This is a genomic window from Hoeflea sp. 108, assembly GCF_000372965.1.
GTDB lineage: Bacteria > Pseudomonadota > Alphaproteobacteria > Rhizobiales > Rhizobiaceae > Aminobacter.
Window position 1 is genome coordinate 2,406,362 of the sequence record NZ_KB890024.1, and the last position, 16,514, is coordinate 2,422,875.

At 64.3% G+C, this 16,514-nt stretch carries 19 protein-coding genes; 5 read left to right on the forward strand and 14 right to left on the reverse strand.

Features of this window, described 5'->3' with window-relative positions; all coding sequences use genetic code 11:
• Positions 1-39: 39 nt before the first annotated feature.
• The 10 genes from B015_RS0111835 to B015_RS0111880 form a co-directional block, all read right to left on the reverse strand.
• Positions 40-1,182: an NADH:flavin oxidoreductase gene (locus B015_RS0111835; RefSeq protein ID WP_051091905.1), complete on the reverse strand. Its 1,143-nt coding sequence runs from the start codon at positions 1,180-1,182 to the stop codon at positions 40-42.
• On the reverse strand, positions 1,154-1,789 hold the full coding sequence (locus tag B015_RS0111840) for a nuclear transport factor 2 family protein (protein ID WP_018427906.1): 636 nt from the start codon (positions 1,787-1,789) through the stop codon (positions 1,154-1,156). The genes B015_RS0111835 and B015_RS0111840 overlap by 29 nt, the downstream gene beginning before the upstream one ends.
• 32 nt (positions 1,790-1,821) lie before the next feature.
• Entirely contained in the window at positions 1,822-2,280 is a 459-nt protein-coding gene (locus tag B015_RS0111845) for a MaoC family dehydratase (RefSeq protein ID WP_018427907.1), read from the reverse strand.
• 2 nt (positions 2,281-2,282) lie between these two features.
• On the reverse strand, positions 2,283-3,083 hold the full coding sequence (locus tag B015_RS0111850; RefSeq protein ID WP_018427908.1) for an SDR family oxidoreductase: 801 nt from the start codon (positions 3,081-3,083) through the stop codon (positions 2,283-2,285).
• Positions 3,084-3,103: 20 nt separating this feature from the next.
• Complete coding sequence (locus tag B015_RS0111855; RefSeq protein WP_018427909.1) at positions 3,104-3,862, reverse strand: enoyl-CoA hydratase family protein; 759 nt, start codon at positions 3,860-3,862, stop codon at positions 3,104-3,106.
• Positions 3,863-3,877: 15 nt separating this feature from the next.
• Positions 3,878-4,945, reverse strand: a complete 1,068-nt coding sequence (locus B015_RS0111860; protein ID WP_018427910.1) for a nitronate monooxygenase — start codon at positions 4,943-4,945, stop codon at positions 3,878-3,880.
• A gap of 121 nt (positions 4,946-5,066) precedes the next feature.
• Entirely contained in the window at positions 5,067-5,831 is a 765-nt protein-coding gene (locus B015_RS0111865; protein ID WP_018427911.1) for an SDR family oxidoreductase, read from the reverse strand.
• 45 nt (positions 5,832-5,876) lie between these two features.
• Positions 5,877-6,410, reverse strand: a complete 534-nt coding sequence (locus B015_RS0111870) for a nuclear transport factor 2 family protein (RefSeq protein WP_018427912.1) — start codon at positions 6,408-6,410, stop codon at positions 5,877-5,879.
• 38 nt (positions 6,411-6,448) lie between these two features.
• Positions 6,449-7,624 carry an acyl-CoA dehydrogenase family protein gene (locus B015_RS0111875; RefSeq protein WP_018427913.1) on the reverse strand — a complete coding sequence of 392 codons (1,176 nt, stop codon included), beginning with the start codon at positions 7,622-7,624 and terminating at the stop codon, positions 6,449-6,451.
• On the reverse strand, positions 7,621-8,757 hold the full coding sequence (locus tag B015_RS0111880) for an acyl-CoA dehydrogenase family protein (RefSeq protein WP_018427914.1): 1,137 nt from the start codon (positions 8,755-8,757) through the stop codon (positions 7,621-7,623). The genes B015_RS0111875 and B015_RS0111880 overlap by 4 nt, the downstream gene beginning before the upstream one ends.
• A gap of 189 nt (positions 8,758-8,946) precedes the next feature.
• Here B015_RS0111880 and B015_RS0111885 point away from each other — a divergent pair, with 189 nt between their 5' ends.
• Positions 8,947-9,714: an SDR family NAD(P)-dependent oxidoreductase gene (locus B015_RS0111885; protein ID WP_026227188.1), complete on the forward strand. Its 768-nt coding sequence runs from the start codon at positions 8,947-8,949 to the stop codon at positions 9,712-9,714.
• A 45-nt stretch (positions 9,715-9,759) separates the two neighbouring features.
• Here the strand turns inward: B015_RS0111885 and B015_RS0111890 are convergent, their stop codons facing one another.
• Both B015_RS0111890 and B015_RS0111895 read right to left on the reverse strand, forming a co-directional pair.
• Entirely contained in the window at positions 9,760-10,620 is an 861-nt protein-coding gene (locus B015_RS0111890; RefSeq protein WP_198292856.1) for an SDR family oxidoreductase, read from the reverse strand.
• Between the two features lie 37 nt (positions 10,621-10,657).
• Positions 10,658-11,071, reverse strand: a complete 414-nt coding sequence (locus B015_RS0111895) for a nuclear transport factor 2 family protein (protein WP_081623467.1) — start codon at positions 11,069-11,071, stop codon at positions 10,658-10,660.
• 127 nt (positions 11,072-11,198) lie between these two features.
• Here B015_RS0111895 and B015_RS0111900 point away from each other — a divergent pair, with 127 nt between their 5' ends.
• The 4 genes from B015_RS0111900 to B015_RS0111915 all read left to right on the forward strand — a co-directional run bounded on the left by B015_RS0111900 (position 11,199) and on the right by B015_RS0111915 (position 14,490).
• A complete protein-coding gene (locus B015_RS0111900) occupies positions 11,199-11,687 on the forward strand; it encodes a nuclear transport factor 2 family protein (RefSeq protein WP_026227189.1) in 489 nt (162 codons plus the stop codon).
• A gap of 112 nt (positions 11,688-11,799) precedes the next feature.
• Complete coding sequence (locus tag B015_RS0111905; protein WP_018427919.1) at positions 11,800-12,678, forward strand: SDR family oxidoreductase; 879 nt, start codon at positions 11,800-11,802, stop codon at positions 12,676-12,678.
• The gene (locus B015_RS0111910; RefSeq protein WP_018427920.1) at positions 12,675-13,565 is read left to right on the forward strand and encodes an SDR family NAD(P)-dependent oxidoreductase; all 891 of its coding nucleotides are present in this window, start codon (positions 12,675-12,677) and stop codon (positions 13,563-13,565) included. The genes B015_RS0111905 and B015_RS0111910 overlap by 4 nt, the downstream gene beginning before the upstream one ends.
• A gap of 166 nt (positions 13,566-13,731) precedes the next feature.
• Entirely contained in the window at positions 13,732-14,490 is a 759-nt protein-coding gene (locus B015_RS0111915; protein ID WP_018427921.1) for a TetR/AcrR family transcriptional regulator, read from the forward strand.
• Between the two features lie 51 nt (positions 14,491-14,541).
• Here B015_RS0111915 and B015_RS30770 read toward each other — a convergent pair whose 3' ends face one another.
• Both B015_RS30770 and B015_RS0111925 read right to left on the reverse strand, forming a co-directional pair.
• On the reverse strand, positions 14,542-15,150 hold the full coding sequence (locus B015_RS30770) for a VOC family protein (protein ID WP_018427922.1): 609 nt from the start codon (positions 15,148-15,150) through the stop codon (positions 14,542-14,544).
• Between the two features lie 59 nt (positions 15,151-15,209).
• On the reverse strand, positions 15,210-16,415 hold the full coding sequence (locus B015_RS0111925; protein ID WP_018427923.1) for an acetyl-CoA C-acyltransferase: 1,206 nt from the start codon (positions 16,413-16,415) through the stop codon (positions 15,210-15,212).
• Positions 16,416-16,514 lie beyond the last annotated feature (99 nt).

Genomic DNA, 16,514 nt, shown 5'->3' on the forward strand with positions numbered 1-16,514 from the left:
GCCACAAACAAGAAAGGCGCCGAAGCCGGCGCCTTTCTGTCAGAACAGCGACTTCAGCTGTTCCTTCGTGTAGCCGACACCCTCATCGGTCCGGCCCTGCTTGACCTTCACCGCCCAGGCCGGATCGGCCAGCAGCGCTCGCCCGACTGCAAGGATGTCGAACTCGTCCCGCGCCAGTGGCTTCTCGATCACGTCAAGTGGCGCGACCTCGGCAACATTGAGGCCCGGCCGGTCGAGACCGACGCCACCGACTGCAATCACCGGAAGCCCGGTGATTTTCTTCGTCCAACCGGCAAGCGTCATGTCGTTTTCGGCCGCAAAGCCCGGTTCCCACATGCGGCGCGTCGAGCAGTGCAGGATGCTGATGCCGGCATCGACCAGTGGCTCCAGAACTTCGGCAAGCTCGGCTGGCGTCTCGCCCAGCATCGCCTTGTAGTCCTGCTGCTTCCACTGTGAATAACGGAAGGAGATCGGGAAGTCGGGACCGACCTTGCTGCGCATCGCCTCAATCACCTCGACCGCGAACCGTGTGCGCTCGCGCCGGTTGCCGCCATAGCGGTCGGTACGGCGGTTGGATGTCGCCCAGAAGAATTCATCGATCAGATAGCCATGCGCGCCGTGGATCTCGACGCCGTCGAAGCCCAGTCGCTGCGCCGCTTGCGCAGCTTCGGCATAGGCTTCGATGACCTCGAAGATTTCCGTCTCGGTCATCGCCTTGGTAGGCTCGGCATGACCGGTGAAGGCATTGAGGTTCTCCGACGGCCCCACACCGGGCACGCCCGGTTGCGGCGCCATGGCGGAGTTGCGGAAGCTGCCGGTGTGCCACAGCTGCGGGAAGATCTTGCCGCCGGCGGCATGCACGGCCGCCCGGACCTTGGCCCAGCCGGCCAACGCCGCCTCGCCATGGAAGTTTGGCACGCCTTCATAGCTCGGCGCGGTCGGATGGCCGATATAGGTCGCCTCGGTGATGATCAGCCCGACCTGGTTCAGCGCCCGGCGTGAATAATAGGCCTGCACCTTCTCGTGCGGCACGCCATCGGCGCAGAAATAGCGCGACATCGGCGCCATCGCGATGCGGTTGGAAAGCTCCAGGCCGCCGAGCTTGATGGGCTGGAACAGCTTCTCGGCGATCAGCCCGTCAGAGGTCAGATTGTCAGCGCACACGGTTGCCACGGATTTCATTGCCTTTGCGCATGGTTTCGATGAAGGCTTCGAGCGGTGCCGGCTCGGGCAGCGCTTCGTCGGGGCCGGAACGGGCCCAGAACTCCTTCCAGGACGGAAACAGCTCATGGAATGAGCCCTCATAGGGCTCACGGCCAGGCCAACGCATCTTGCGCGAGCCGACCGGTGGCTTGTTGAGGTCGGTGGCATACCAATAGAGTGGCTGGCGGCGGCGGAAGAACCAGCGGCCGTCGATGCGCTCGTAGCGGTCGTAATACATCATCTGCATGATGACCCACTCGGCGCCGCATTCGTGCTCGTTCTTCGAGTAGACGACCCCCACCGCATTGTCGGCGTCGACGAACTCGATGATGGTCGAGCCGACGTGATGCGAGGTGCCGTCGAACTGCTTGCGCATCGTCTCGTCGAGCCAGTCGCGCAGGGCCGCCCTGCCCGACTTGCCGCCGCCGACCTTGACGTCGGGCGCAAACAGCGAGGCCATCGCGTTCATGTCGCGCATGTCTAGCGCCAGCGAATATTTGGAAATCAGCTGGCGGATCTCGTCGCGCGACTCGAGCCTGTCCAGCCGCGCCAGGATCTCCGCCTGCGCGTCACCAGTCTTTTCCATTGTCACCTCCGGTGGCTGAAGCGCTCGGCGCTTCAGAAGTAGTAGCGGCCGACCATGTCGGCGACGCAGCCCGGCTTGACCGAGCCTTCGATCTCGATGGTTACGCGCACCGTCGTCTGCACGGCATTGCCCGGCAGGAACTCCGCATTGACGAGCTCGCCCGTCGCCCGGACCCTGGAATTGACCGGCACAGGGGCAGGAAAGCGCAGCCGGTCGCAGCCATAGTTGATGCCCATCTTCATGCCCTCGGCCTTGAACAGGTCCGGCAGGAAGCCGTTGATCAGCGAAAACGTCAGGCAGCCATGCGCAACGGTGCCGCCGAACGGGCCGTCCTTGGCGCGCGCCGGGTCGACATGGATCCACTGGTGGTCACCGGTCGCCTCAGCGAACATGTCGATGCGCGCCTGGTCGATGGTTATCCAGTCGGTCGCGCCGAGGTTCTGGCCGATCGCTGCCACCGCCTCGTCGGGCGAGGAGAAGACGAGGCCCATCGTCAGGCCCTCTGGCTGGAGACGGAAACGATCTCGCCAACCATGTAGCCGGCATAATCGCTAGCGAGGAACATCATGACATTGGCGATTTCCCACACTTCCGCCGCGCGGCCGAAAGCCTCGAGGCTGGTAAGCGCATCGAGTTGCTCCTGCGGCGCTGACTTCTTGAGGAAGTCGTGCATGGCAATCGACGGCGACACTGCGTTGATGCGGATGCCGTATTCGGCAGCTTCAACCGCCGAGCAGCGGGTGAAGGCCATGACGCCTGCCTTGGCCGCGGCATAATGCGATTGGCCTTTCTGGGCGCGCCAGCCAAGCACGGAGGCGTTGTTGACGATGGCGCCCTTGCCGCGCGGCTGCATCTTCTTGAGTGCTGCGCGGGTCATGCGCATCGTGCCGGTCAGGGTCACGTCAAGCACCAGGTTCCATTCCTGGTCAGTCATCTCGACCACGGGCTTGAGGCCGCCGAGACCGGCATTGTTGATCAGCACGTCGATGCCGCCGAGCTTGTCTTCTGCAGCGTCCACCAGCGCCTGCACCTGCCCCTCGTCGGTGACGTTGCAGAGCTGGCTGTAGATCTCGACGGTTGGCGAGAATTCGCGCAGCTTCGCCGCAGCTTCCGCCAGGCGACGCTCGTGAACGTCGGAGATCATGATGGCGCGGCAGCCTTCCTCGATCGCCTTGCGGGCGGCGGCAAAACCGATGCCGACACCGGCGGCCGCGGTGATCAGCACCGAGCGGCCCTTGAGCAGGCCATGGCCTTCGACATAGGGCGGGGCGGGAAGGATCTTGGTGGCAGTCATGTCGGGGCGTCCTGGTCTGGTTATTTCTTGAAGTCGGCGTCGCGCTTGCCGACGAAGGCGTCGCGCGCCTCCTGCGATTCCTGGGTGAGATAGGCCTGGGCAGTGAACCCCTGCTCCCAGCGGTATTTCTTTTCGAGATCGCCATCTTCGATGCCGTTCAGCGCCTCTTTGGCGAGACGGATCATGATCGCGCTCTTGGCGGCGATGGTCTTGGCGAGCTTGATGGCAGCGTCGCGCAGTTCCTCACGCGGCACCACCTTCTCGACCGCGCCAAGGCGATAGGCTTCCGCCGCATCGATCGGCTCGCCGGTGAAATACATCTGGCGAACCTTCTGCACCGGGAACAGGCGCTGCAGGTGGGCACCTGCTCCGAGCGCGCCGCGATCTACCTCGGGCACACCGAAAGTCGCGTCAGGCGAGCACAGGATGATGTCGGCCGACCCGCAGATACCGATGCCGCCGCCGAGAATGTAGCCATGGGCTGCCACGATTACCGGCTTCAGGCCGCGATGGATGGCGCGGAAGGTTTCCCAGTTGCCGGCGTTCACCTCAGGGATGCGCTCAGGGTACTTCTGCAACTCCTTGATATCCACGCCGGCGCAAAAGCCCCTGCCCTCGGCGCGGATGACGATCACGCGAACGTCGGCATTGGCGTTGAGCGCGTCGATCTCCTGCGAAAGCTTGCGCCAGCCGACGCTGTCGAGCGCATTCACAGGCGCATTCTCGATCACGAGCTCGGCAATGCCGTCCTCGATCTTGGTCCAAAATTGGTCGCTCATCGAAAATCTCTCCAATCAGTTGGCGGCGACGAGCGCCGAGACGGCCTTGAGCCGCGCTTCCGCCTCGCTGACGATGCGGGCGATCAGCTCTTCGCAGCTTTCGAGCTTGTCGATCATGGCTGCGGCCTGACCGGATGGCAGCAGGCCGGTTTCGGTGTTGCCCTCGACCACGCCGCGCTGCACCAACGTCGGCAGGTTCGGCGCCATCACGGTCTGGGCGAAGCTGTTCTCGCCGCTCGACAGCACCTTGAGACCAAGCTTGGCCATGGCGATGGGCCCCAGCCCGCTCTCCTTGCCCCATTGGCGGGCGTATTTCATGCTCATGGCTAGCCGCGCCGGCAGGCCCATGCTTTCGAGCCGCTTGATCTCGGCGTTCTCGATGAAGCGCTGCGGCAGGCCGTCGACGGCGGTGGTGGTGCGGATCAGCGTCGGATCCTTGGTGGCGAGGTAGCGGTCAAGCGCGGAACGGGGAACTGGCGATTCCTTGGTCATCAGGAAGCGCGTGCCCATGGCGATGCCCGCAGCACCATAGCCGAGCGCCGCTGCAAGGCCGCGCCCGTCAAAGAAGCCGCCGGCGGCAACGACAGGAACCTTCACCGCGTCGAGCACCTGCGGCAACAGGATGGTCGTCGGCACGGCACCTGTATGGCCACCGCCCTCGCCGCCCTGGACGGTGATGATGTCGGCACCGAGTTCGACCGCCTTGACCGCGTGCTTGACCGCACCCACCGTCGGCATGCAGACGACGCCGGCATCCTTCAGCCGCTTGATCGTCTTGGCGTCGGGCCCACGGCCGTAGCTGACGGCGCGCACCTTGTGCTTGATGACCACCGAGATGACTTCCTCGGCGTTGGGCTGGAACATGTGGAAATTGACACCGAACGGACGGTCGGTCTTCGACTTGATGGCGAGGATCTGGTTCTCGACGTCGCCTGGCTCGGTGGTCGCACCGGCAAAGAAGCCGAAGCCGCCGGCATTGCAGGTCGCAGCGGTGAGATTGGCGTCGGCGACCCAGCCCATGGCCGTCTGCACCACCGGATAGCGGCTGCCGAGGCGTTCGCACAGGACGGTATGCAGGTTCATGGGCATTCTCTCTGGCTGAAGTTCCGGCGACCGCCCGCTTCTCTTGGGCGATCGCACTGTCTTGTTTCAAATGATGCGCCGCACAAACTGGAACATCGTCTGAATGAACTAACGAAAACGATCAGTAGAAGACGCGTCCGCCATTGACCATCAGCGTCTGGCCGGTGATGAAACGCGACTTCTCGCTCGATAGGAAAATCACTGCGTTTGCAATGTCTTCCGGCTCGCTGAGCTCGCCGAGCGGGATCATGTTCTTGGCGCGTTCATAGGCATCCTTGGGGATGCGCTGCATGGCGCGCGTGTTGGTCGGACCGGGGCACACGGCGTTGACGTTGACCTTGAAGGGCCCGAGCTCGCGGGCAAGCGCACGGGTGAAACCGAGCACGCCTGCCTTGGCCGAGGCGTAGTCGACGGTGCCGATGTCGCCGTTCATCGCCGAATCCGACGAGATCGACACGATCTTGCCCGAGCGCCGCTCGCGCATGTCCTCGACCACCTGGCGCGTGCACATCAGCGTCGTCATCAGCGACACGCCAACGACGAACTGCAGCGTCTCGGGCTTGGCCTGCCAGAACTCCGAATAGTTCTCGCGGGCGGTCTGGCCGATGTTGTTGAGCAGCATGTCGATCGGCCCGAGCTCGCGCTTGATCCGGGCAAAGCTGTCTGTCACCACCTCCTGGCTTGTCATGTCGCCGACCAAGGCCAGCGCCTTGACCTTGTGGGCGCGCACCAGTTCGGCGGTTTCGGCCAGTGCTTCGGCCTCGCGGTCGAGGATCGCGACATCGGCGCCTTCCTGGGCATAAGCGATCGCTGCGGCCCGGCCGATGCCGTTGCCGGCGCCGGTGACGACGGCAATCTTGCCGGCGAATTGTCTCTGGTCAGTCATGCTTTCCCTCCCTGCGGAAATGCTGGTCTGTGAACTGATTGGGCGTCAGCCGTGGCGGCCGAAAAGCGTCAGGGCTCGATAGGACAGGTCGTCGGGCCCTGGCAGGCCGGGCGGGCTGCCGGCGGCGAAATCCTTGTAGGCGTCTGCGTCGACGGCCCGCCTTGTCGACCAGTCGAGCGTGATCGAGCGGCCGAGGAAGCGCCACTCGCCATCGTCGCGCCTGTAGCGGTCGAGGCTGCGGCTGCCTGTTATGACCTCATGGGCGTCGGGGCCGTGAGTGCGGTGATAATTGATCTTGTAGACCTCGCCCTCGGCGCGGTCGCCATCGATCTCGAAGCTGGTGTTGACCACGTAGTGTGCGGTCGCAGCGTAGTTGGACAGGGCCTTCTCGACGAAGACCATGTATTCGTCTGGCCCACCCACGAACATATCGCCATGCTCCTCGAAGGCGTCGTCGTGATAGAGGCTACGCAAGAGCTTGAAGTCGCGCCGGTCGACTGCGCGCGAATAGGCCGTCACCAGCCGCCGCAGCGCCTCGCGCACCGCGATTTCCTGAAGATCTGCCTCCCGTATGCCCATGCCAAATTTCCTCCCTGGCCCAGGCGCGTCCTTGCCTCTTACAGCTTGCCGCGCGGCTCCCTGGGCATGCCGAGGCCTTGCTCGGCAATGATGTTGAGCTGGATTTCGTTGGTGCCGCCGTAAATCGTGTCGGCGCGCGCAAACAGGAACATCTGCTGCAGGCGTTCGCGGCGCGGATCGTCCGCTACAATGTTGGCGTCCATCTTCAGCACGTCCATGGCGAGGCGACCGAGATCGCGATGCCAGTTCGACCACTGGTACTTGTAGGTCAGCGCCTCGCGCCGCGTTTCCGCCGACTGGTCGTCGCTGAGTACGCGCATGGCGAGGTAGCGCATGGCGCGCAAGCCGGTCCAGGCATAGGCGACGCGCTGGCGTATTGCGGGCGACCGGTCGGAGCCATTCTCCTTTGATACTTCGACGATCAGGTCGAGTTCCTGCTGGAAGCTCATCTGCTGGCCGAGCGTCGAGATGCCGCGCTCGAAACCGAGCAGGGCCATGGCGATCTTCCAGCCATCGCCGGGCTGTCCCAGAACATCATCGGCCTTGGCGCGCGCGTCGTCGAAGAACACCGAATTGAACTCGGCGCCGCCGCCGATCTGCTTGATCGGGTGGATGTCGACGCCCGGCTGGTCTAGCGGCATGAGCAGGAAGATCAGGCCGTTGCGGCCGACCGAGCCTTCTTCGCAGCGCGCCACGACAAAAATCCAGTCGGACAGATGCGCGAGCGAGGTCCACACCTTCTGGCCCGAAACGATCCAGTCGCCGGTCTCGGGATCGAGTTTCGCACGGGTCTTGATGTTGCCGAAGTCTGACCCGGCGCTCGGTTCGGAATAGCCCTGGGCCCAGAACTCCGTGCCACTGCGGATGCCAGGCAGGAAGCGCTTCTTCTGTTCCTCCGTGCCGAAGGCGATCAGCGTCGGTCCCATCAGCCCCTCGCCGATATGGCCCATGCGGCCGGGACCGCCGGCGCGGCTGTATTCTTCCTGGAATGCCACCTGTTCGGCGACCGACAGTCCGCGTCCGCCGTGCTCGGCCGGCCAACCCGGGCAGGTCCAGCGGCCAGCGGCAAGCTCGCGTTCCCATTCCTTGCGCAGTTCCGGCAGGGCATCACCTTCGCCCGAGCCGCCACGATACTTCAGCGCAGCGAACTTGCCGGTCAGATGGCCAGCCATCCACTCGCGCACCTCGGTGCGGAAAGCGTTCAGTTCGCTCATTTCAAGCCTCCGTCGGCGAAGACAGATGCGGCAATTCGGTCGAGTTGCGCCTCGCGTGCCCCAAGCAGCGCCGCACTCGCCTGCGCGCGCTTGAAATAGAGATGCGGGTCATATTCCCAGGTAAAGCCGACGCCGCCATGCAGCTGGATCGCTTCCTCGGCGGCACGGAACTGGAGATCGGAGGCGAGCACACGGGCTCCGGCGATCTCCAGCGCGCTTTCAACTGCGCCGGAGGTGCCCACACCCTGCGCCGCTCCGAACACCAGCGACCGCGTCTCAGCAACGTCGACCACCAGCTTGGCGCAGCGGTGCTTGATCGCCTGGAAAGACGCGATGGTGCGCCCGAACTGGACGCGCTCGGCGATGTAGGCGAGCGTCACGTCGAGTGCCCCCTGCGCCGCGCCTAACTGTTCGGCGGCAAGGCCAAGATTGGCGAAGGTCAGCGCCCGCTGGAATTGTTCGGCGCTGACGCCTGCGTCATCGATGCGGCTTTCGGCGGAAACCTCCAGCGTCAGTTCGAGCGCAGCGACCGAACGCGTCGCGTCGAGCACCTTGAGTGGCGTGACCACCTGGCCAGAATCACGCGTCAGCGCAAACAGCGCCGTCGTTCCATCTTCCAGCCCGGCCGGCACCAGAACGACATCGGCAACCTCGAAGTCGATAACCTGCGCAACCTTGCCAGCCAGCCTGTACCCGCCGCCGGCACGGATGGCTTTGACCGCAACCGTCGCCGCCGGATCGGCCACAGAAAGATCGGCATAAGCGACGGTCACGGCCATTTCGCCCGCGGCGATGGCGCCTAGGTATCTTACCTTGGCTTCCTCGCTTCCGGCCGACTGCAGAAGCGGTGCCGCCAGGCACACCGTCGACCAGAATGGCACGCAGGCAAGTCGCGCACCGGTAAGTTCCATCAGGATCGCCACCTCGGTGGCACCGAGCCCCAGCCCGCCGAATTCCTCCGGGATCGCCATGGCGCACCAGCCGAGCTCGCGCGAAATGCTGTTCCACAGCACAGCGTCATGGCTGGCGCCGGTGTCGACCACGCGTCGGATCGCTTCGGATGATGACTGTTCGCGCAGGAAGCGCTGTGCCTCCTCGCGGATCATCTGCTGGTCTGGTGTGAATTCGAGCATGCGGTCCCGTCAGGCAAGGAATGGAGCAGCGGTGTCGCGCCACGCGGCAACGAATGCGCTTCATGCCGGATGCCACCGGCCAGCGCCAGCAACATCGTCCAAATGTGGGATGCCGGTGCTTGGTCCGGACTGGTCTGTTCGCAGCAGACTGCCGGCGCGAAACGGTCGCGCATTGCACTGGAGGCGACTATGGGACTCAAGCGTTTCGACAACAAGGTGGTGCTGGTCACTGGCGCCGCATCCGGCATCGGCCGCGCCACAGCACTGCGCCTGGGCTCTGAAGGGGCAACGCTGATCCTCGCCGACCGCAATGTCGACGGCGCACGACAGGTCTGCACCACGGCCAGCGAGCAATATGGCGTCCGCGCCGACGCGCTTGCCTATGACGCAGCCGACAGGGCCTCGGCGCGCCGGATGGTCGACGAAGCGCTGGCGCTGCACGGCCGCCTCGACAGCCTGATCAACAATGCCGGCATCTACCGTCGTGATCATTTCGCCAACCAGACGGGCGACGACTGGTCGCTCGTGTTCGGCATCAACCTCGAAAGCGTCTTCCACATCGTGCACCAGGCGTTGCCGGCACTTATCGCCTCACGCGGCAATGTCGTGTCGACGGCATCGACCGCCGGTCTGCAGGGCATCGCCTATGCCGCCGCCTACGCCGCCTCCAAGGCGGGTATCATCGCCATGACCAAGTCGCTGGCGACGGAATACGCTCCCAAGGGTGTGCGCTTCAATGCCATCTGCCCCGGCCGCGTCCGCACCGAGATCGGCATAGGACTGCAGCCGATCGAGGACCAGAACCCCGACATCATGGTCAAGCCTCCAAAACTCGACGGCAAGGAAAGCGGCGAGCCCGAGGACATCGCCAGCGCCTTCGCCTATCTCGCCTCCGACGAGGCCTGCTTCGTCACCGGCGCCGTGCTGGTGGTCGACGGCGCCCAGACTGTTGGTTGAGTTTTTCTGAGAGAAGCGCCGGCCGTTGAGCCGGCGCACCTGTCCTCAACCTTTGTGGGCGTGGGCCGTGATGACAGGACGGTTGGTCCACGTGCCATCGGCCGTCTGGCGCCATCCGCCGGCAGCCAGCGCGCCGCCGTCGAGATTGATCGTCGTGCCGGTGATCCAGCTCGACAGTGGCGACGCCAGGAACAGTGCGGCACCGGCCGCATCGTCAGGCTGGCCATAACGGCCCAGCGGCATCCAGCGCTTGACCATGTGCTGATGTTCTTCGGGAATCCATTTCAGGATCTGGATCTGCTCGGTTTCGGTCGTCTCCGGCGCGATCGCGTTGACCCTGATGTTTTCAGGCGCGAGTTCGAGCGCCAGGCTCTTGGTGAAGCCGGTGATCGCGGTCTTGAAGGCACTGTAGACGGCGAAGTTGGGAATGCCGCGGAAGGCTTCGATGGTCGAGATGTTGATAATGCTGGCGTTCTCGCCCTGGCGCAGCAGGGGCAGTGCGGCATGCGTCATCAGGAAGATGTGCTCGAGGTTGACGCCGTAGAGCGCGTTCCACTCGGCCCGCGTCGTCTCGGCGAACGGCTTGTGGACCCCGAGGAAGTCGCCGACATTATTGACCAGCACGTCGAGACGGCCGAAACCGTCCTTGACCCGTGCGATCACTTCGTCGACGGCGGCAGCGTCGGTGACGTCGGCGCAGACGACGACGTTGCAGACGTCGGCGGCATCAAGTTCGGCCCGCACCTTGTCGGCGCGACACTGGTCCTTCTCCGCCACCACGACGACGGCCCCGCAACGCCCGAAAGCCAGCGCGATGGCGCGTCCGATGCCGGCCCCGCCACCGCTGATCAGGGTGATTTTGCCCAGCAGTGCGTCTGCCATACCAGCGAGTGAGGTTTCAGCCATGATAGTCCCGTGAAAACAGATAATTGATGTTGATTGTTCAGCCGGCGCGGAAGGTCATGTCGGTACGCCGGTGGGCAAACCGCCAGCCATTGGCGGTGCGGACGAAGCGGTCGAAATAGCGTCCGACGACGCGCGGCAGGGTCGCCGTCGGATCGTCGCGGCTGGTGCCGTGATAGGTGAAGGTCGCAACCCCGCTTGCGCTGTCGGCATCAGTCACGTCGATGACGATGTTGTGCGCCATGTGGATGGTGGTGTCGGTCCGCGCCTTGGCATCGAGATAGGCGCGCATCTCGGAATGGCCTCTGAGCGGCCCCTTCCAGGTTTCCCACAAGCCGTCAGGCGCCCATAGCGCGACCAGTTCCTCATGCCTGTAGTCGTCGACAAGGACGCAGTAGCGCTGCACCAGCTTGGCGCATTCATGTTCGGCGGCCATCCGATCCAAAAGATTCATCCCATCCTCCCCTGATGTCGGTCCACCGTCGCGTCAGATGAAAGCGCCTTCATCCTCCAAACGAACGATGGCGGACGAGCTCGACGCGTCAGCTATGGGCCGACAGCAGATAGCGGAGGAGGAACAGATGTCAGAGCTCGAAGCGAGATTTGCCGCGCTCGAAGCGCGTATTGCAGGATTGGAGGACCAACTTGCCATCTACCAGCTGATCGCCACCTACGGCCCTTCGGTCGACAGCCGCACCGGCAGCGTCACCGCCTCGCTCTGGAGCGAGGACGGCGCCTATGACTTTGGCGGCGACCCGCTCGTCGGCGCCGAAAAGGTCGGTTCGCTGGTCAATATCGAACCGCATATCCACTACGTGGCCGACGGCTGCGCCCATGTGCTCAGCATGCCCCATATCACCGTCAACGGAGACAAGGCCGTGGCGACGGGCTACTCGCGCGTTTACCTCAATCAGGGCGATCACTGGCGTGTCGAGCGCGCTAGCGCGAACCGCTGGGAGCTTGTTCGCACCTCCAACGGCTGGCGCGTCCAGAATCGCGTCAATCGGCTGCTCAACGGCCAGGTCGAAGCGCGCGACCTGCTGTCGAGCGGCGTGAAAAGCGACGACTGACCGCATTCCGTCGATCCTCAGGCCCAAGGAGGTACCCTCGGCTGGCATCGTCCGAACGTGGGATGCCTTCTGGGGCCGGTTCATCGAGTCTGGCCGGCCGGGAGGACACGAAATGAATACACTTCAGGGCAAATCGGTGGTCATCACCGGAGCCGGATCAGGGCTGGGCGCAGCTTATGCACGCCATGCAGCAAGCCTGGGCGCTGCGGTCGTCGTCAACGACATCAGCACTGAGGCCGCGCAGTCGACGGTCGAATCGATCATGGCCGCAGGCGGCAAGGCCGTCGCGCATGCCGGCGACATCTCGTCCTGGAGTTATGCGCAGTCACTCGTCGACGCCTGCATAGACGCTTTCGGCACCATTTCAGGCGTCGTCAACAATGCCGGTATCCTGCGCATCGGCAAGATTCTAGACCTCACCGAGGCGGACATGCGCCGCATGGTCGAGATCAATCTGATAGGCACCGCCGCCTGCGCCAGCCATGCTGCGCGGCGTATGCTCGCCGCCGGCAAGGGCGGCTCGATCATCAATGTCGCCTCAGGTTCCCAGGCTGGTGACGTAGCCCTCGGCGGCTATGGTGCGACCAAGGGCGGCGTGGCGTCCCTCACCTACAGCTGGGCCATGGAGCTGCGTGGCACCGGCGTCCGCGTCAACGCATTGTCGCCGCTGGCGGAAACCGCCATGGCCGCCCAGAACAAGGCGCTGATGGCCGAGCAGGCAGCCAGCCGCGAAGTGCATTATGCTGCCCTGCCCGACGCCGGCGTCAACGCGCCCGTCGTCAGCTTCCTGCTCTCCGACGCTGCCGAAAAGATCAATGGCCAGGTCGTCCGCATCGCCGGCAAGCAGCTGTCCTTCGTCACCCATCCGCTGATCGCCGATCCTGTACTGGAGGGCGAATGGTCCTACGAGGCGGTTGCCGCGGCCTTCGCTGGCCCTCTGGCCGGCAGCCAGCAGCCGCTTGGCCTCGGCTACCAGAGGAAGCCCAAGTGAGCAGCACCGAACACAGGCGGGTCGCCGTCGTCACCGGCGCCAGCCGCGGCCTCGGCCGCGGCATTGCGATTGCACTCGGTGAGGCAGGCTTCACCGTCTATTGTACGGGCCGCAGCGACCGCAAGGCCATCGGCCCATGGGGTGGCACCGTCCGCGACACCGCCGAGGCCATAGATCAGGCCGGCGGCAAGGGTGTCGTTGCCATCTGCGATCATCTCGATGACAGCCAGACCGAAGCTCTTTTTAAACGGGTCGACGCCGAACAAGGCCGTCTCGACCTGCTGGTCAACAACGCCTTTGCCATGCCCGACTGGGCTGTGCCCGACGGCAAATTCTGGGAGCGCCCTTTGTCCTTGTGGCGCGACATGATCGATGTCGGCCTGCGCTCGAGCTATGCGGCCAGCCATTTCGCCGCGCCTATCATGGTGCGCCAGCGTTCCGGCCTGATCGCCAACACCTCCGGCCCGGGCGGCAAGGTCTACCGCCACAGCCTGCCCTATGGCGTCGGCAAGGCCGGCCAGGACAAGCTGGCCCACGACATGGCCCATGAGCTGCACCCCTTCGACGTTGCAGCGATCTCGCTGTGGCCGGGGCTGATCGGCACAGAGCGTACCCTCGCGGGCATCGCTGCTGGCGGCGTGGTCGGCGACAACGCCGGCAACCTGCCGCACATCGAGACACCGTTCTTCATCGGCCGCATCCTGGCGGCAGTCCATGCTGCCGGTGACGCCATGGCCCTCAGCGGCGGCACCTTCTATTCGACCGAGCTTGCCGACCGCTATGGCGTCACAGACGCCGATGGTCGCCGGCCGACATCGCGCCGGCCCCTGTTTGGCGCACCGCTTTACCAGCCCCTGACGGGCGAGGTCGTTCAAGGAACAGCATGATGCCGGACGAACGCCTTAAGAAACCTGCATCGTTGCGGGCTTACAGCGGCGCAATCAGTATTATAATCGATTTGGCTAGACATTCCGGCACCGGACGATTCGACCCTTGGTTGACGACTGTCCAACACAGGGCTTTTCGAAGCGCCGCCAGCCGGGAGGCCGTGCAATGAGCAGGATGGTGCGCATGGTACAGACGGACGCGGGCAGCATCGCCACCGACACCTACGATCGCGACGCCTCGGCGCGTGCGTCGACCAACCCCCGCAAGGAGTTGGTGCGCGAGCAGCTGATCGACATCGCTGCCGAGCTGTTCGACAGCAAGGGTTACGTCCAGACCAGCATCAACGATATCGCCCAGGCGCTGGGGCTCGGCCGTTCGGCCGTCTACCACTACTTCCGCAACAAGGAAGAGATGCTGGCCGCACTGGTCGAATCCGAGGCGCTGACGCCGTCCCACCGGCTGCAGGAACTAATGGCGGAGCCCAGCCTTTCGCCCACCGAGCGGCTGCGCCGCGCCGTGGTTGACGGCATCGTCCGCCGCCTGTCTTCCGGCGCCCGCTTCATTCTGCTGTCGCGGCTTGAAACACAGATCCCGGAGGCGCTCGGCCCGCTTTACAACCAGGGTCGCCGCCACATTTACGACTTCTATGTGCGCTGCATCTCCGACGGCATGGCCTCGGGCGAGTTCCGTACCGTCGATCCCAAGGTCACGGCCTTTGCCGTGATCGGCATGGCCAACTGGACGTCGCGCTGGTACTCGCCTTCAGGCTCCCGCACGCCGACTGAAATCGGCGAGATCATCGCCGACATGGCGCTTGCCGGCCTGCGCGCCCATCACGACCAGCCGCGCGACACTGAGGCGGTGCGCCAGACCATTTCGGGCCTGCGTCAGCAGATCGATGAGCTGGAAAAGCTGGTCAAATAGAAACGGCCGCCGGTTTCCAGACGGCCGCATCATCTCGCAATCTGTTGGAAATCAGTCGAACTTCACGCCGGCATGCTGGATGAAAGCGCTGTAGGTGTCGAAACGGATGATCGGATCCGTGCCGGCGTAAGCGCGGATATGGTCCAGCACCGCCTGGCGCGAGCGTCGCCACATCGGCGGCACGATCTCCAGCATCGGCCCGTAGAGGTCGGGCGAGCGATAATAGAGGATCGACTGGTCCTGGCCGGCGACTCGGATTTCATAGTCGCGCTCGTAGCCAGCGGCTTCGACGCGAGCGGTTGCCTCGGCATGATCATGCACCCAGAAACCCAGATGCTGCAGGCCCTCACGGCCGGCCGCCAAAAAATCCGTGTAGGGCGACGAGGCGTCGTTGGTCTGTTCGATCAGCTCGATCTGCACGTCGCCCATATAGCCGAAGGCGAGCTTGAGCTCGACTTCGACCGGCTGGCCGCGATGCCAGGTGGTGCTGACCGGCTGGCTGACGCCACGCTCCATGAAGATGAACGGGCCGACGCCGAAGACGTCGATCCAGTGGCGCATCGTCTTTTCAACGTCACGGACGACGAAGCCGAGTTGGGTTGCCGGCCCAAGGATAGGTTTCAAACCCTGTGCAAGTCCGAGATCGGCTACGGTCATCATCCCCTCCCCAAGGAACGCCGCCTGCGGAGGCAGGCGGTTCAACGTCTTGAAACTCTGCGTCAGTTGAAGATTTCGAACAGGCCGGCAGCGCCCATGCCGCCGCCGACGCACATGGTGACCACGCCGTATTTCACGCCACGGCGACGGCCTTCGATCAGCACATGGCCGGCCGTGCGCGCGCCGGTCATGCCGAACGGATGACCGACCGCGATGGCGCCGCCATTGACGTTGACCTTGTCCGGGTCGATGCCGAGCGTGTCGCGGCAATAGACCGCCTGGCTGGCGAAGGCCTCGTTGAGTTCCCAAAGACCGATGTCATCGACCTTGAGGCCGTGCTTCTGCAACAGCTTCGGCACCGCGAAGATCGGGCCGATGCCCATCTCCTCGGGTGCGCAACCGGCGACAGCCATGCCGCGATAGGCGCCCAGCGGCTTGAGGCCGAGCTGTTCGGCGCGCCTGGCCTCCATCACGACCAGCGCAGCCGCGCCGTCCGACAGCTGCGACGAGTTGCCAGCGGTCACATATTCGCCAAGCTTTATCACTTCGCCGTCGGCAAAGACCGGCTTCAGCTTGGCCAGTCCCTCGAGATTGGTGTCGGCGCGGAAACCTTCGTCCTGCATCAGGGTCACGTCCTGGAAGCTGGTCTCGTTGGTTTCCTTGTTGACCACCATCTTTCGCGAGGCCATCGGGGCGATCTCGTCTTCAAAGCGGCCCGCCTGGTGGGCGGCAGCCGTGCGCAGCTGGCTGGTCAGCGAGAACTCGTCCTGTGCCTCCCGGCTGATGCCATACTTCTTCGCGACGATCTCGGCTGTCTCGATCATCGTCATGTACATGTGCGGCCACTGCGAGGTCACCGCCTGCGAGCGCGAGCGGTAGCTGTTCTTGTGCTTGTTCTGGGTCAGGCTGATCGACTCGACGCCGCCGGCGACGATCGTCTCCATGCCATCGACGATGATCTGCTTGGCGGCGATCGACACCGCCATCAGGCCCGACGAGCACATACGGTCGATGGTCATGCCCGGCACGCTGTCGGGCAGGCCGGCGGAGGCGGCGCTCAGGCGGCCGATATTGTAGCCCTGCGTGCCCTGCTGGGCCGAGCAGCCCATGATCACGTCTTCAACTGTATCGAGGGCGATGCCGGCGCGCTTGACCGCCTCGCGAACGGCGTGACCCGACAACGCCGGCGCCTCGGTGTCGTTGAAGGCGCCACGGAAGGCCTTGCCGATGGGGGTGCGGGCGACGGAAACGATGACGGCTTCGCGCAAAGGATTGCTCCAGAACAGTTGTTTTAAGCAGGGAACCAGGCAGGCAACGCGCAGGACATTTTCTGCTGCGCAGCGCCCGGAACCGAAGTTTTCCAAATA

Bases quoted from the DNA above. Each gene is read 5' to 3' on its own strand.
- B015_RS0111835 (WP_051091905.1), bottom strand. From the start codon at position 1,182: ATGAAATCCGTGGCAACCGTGTGCGCTGACAATCTGACCTCTGACGGG.
- B015_RS0111840 (WP_018427906.1), bottom strand. From the start codon at position 1,789: ATGGAAAAGACTGGTGACGCGCAGGCGGAGATCCTGGCGCGGCTGGAC.
- B015_RS0111845 (WP_018427907.1), bottom strand. From the start codon at position 2,280: ATGGGCCTCGTCTTCTCCTCGCCCGACGAGGCGGTGGCAGCGATCGGC.
- B015_RS0111850 (WP_018427908.1), bottom strand. From the start codon at position 3,083: ATGACTGCCACCAAGATCCTTCCCGCCCCGCCCTATGTCGAAGGCCAT.
- B015_RS0111855 (WP_018427909.1), bottom strand. From the start codon at position 3,862: ATGAGCGACCAATTTTGGACCAAGATCGAGGACGGCATTGCCGAGCTC.
- B015_RS0111860 (WP_018427910.1), bottom strand. From the start codon at position 4,945: ATGAACCTGCATACCGTCCTGTGCGAACGCCTCGGCAGCCGCTATCCG.
- B015_RS0111865 (WP_018427911.1), bottom strand. From the start codon at position 5,831: ATGACTGACCAGAGACAATTCGCCGGCAAGATTGCCGTCGTCACCGGC.
- B015_RS0111870 (WP_018427912.1), bottom strand. From the start codon at position 6,410: ATGGGCATACGGGAGGCAGATCTTCAGGAAATCGCGGTGCGCGAGGCG.
- B015_RS0111875 (WP_018427913.1), bottom strand. From the start codon at position 7,624: ATGAGCGAACTGAACGCTTTCCGCACCGAGGTGCGCGAGTGGATGGCT.
- B015_RS0111880 (WP_018427914.1), bottom strand. From the start codon at position 8,757: ATGCTCGAATTCACACCAGACCAGCAGATGATCCGCGAGGAGGCACAG.
- B015_RS0111885 (WP_026227188.1), top strand. From the start codon at position 8,947: ATGGGACTCAAGCGTTTCGACAACAAGGTGGTGCTGGTCACTGGCGCC.
- B015_RS0111890 (WP_198292856.1), bottom strand. From the start codon at position 10,620: ATGGCTGAAACCTCACTCGCTGGTATGGCAGACGCACTGCTGGGCAAA.
- B015_RS0111895 (WP_081623467.1), bottom strand. From the start codon at position 11,071: ATGAATCTTTTGGATCGGATGGCCGCCGAACATGAATGCGCCAAGCTG.
- B015_RS0111900 (WP_026227189.1), top strand. From the start codon at position 11,199: ATGTCAGAGCTCGAAGCGAGATTTGCCGCGCTCGAAGCGCGTATTGCA.
- B015_RS0111905 (WP_018427919.1), top strand. From the start codon at position 11,800: ATGAATACACTTCAGGGCAAATCGGTGGTCATCACCGGAGCCGGATCA.
- B015_RS0111915 (WP_018427921.1), top strand. From the start codon at position 13,732: ATGAGCAGGATGGTGCGCATGGTACAGACGGACGCGGGCAGCATCGCC.
- B015_RS30770 (WP_018427922.1), bottom strand. From the start codon at position 15,150: ATGATGACCGTAGCCGATCTCGGACTTGCACAGGGTTTGAAACCTATC.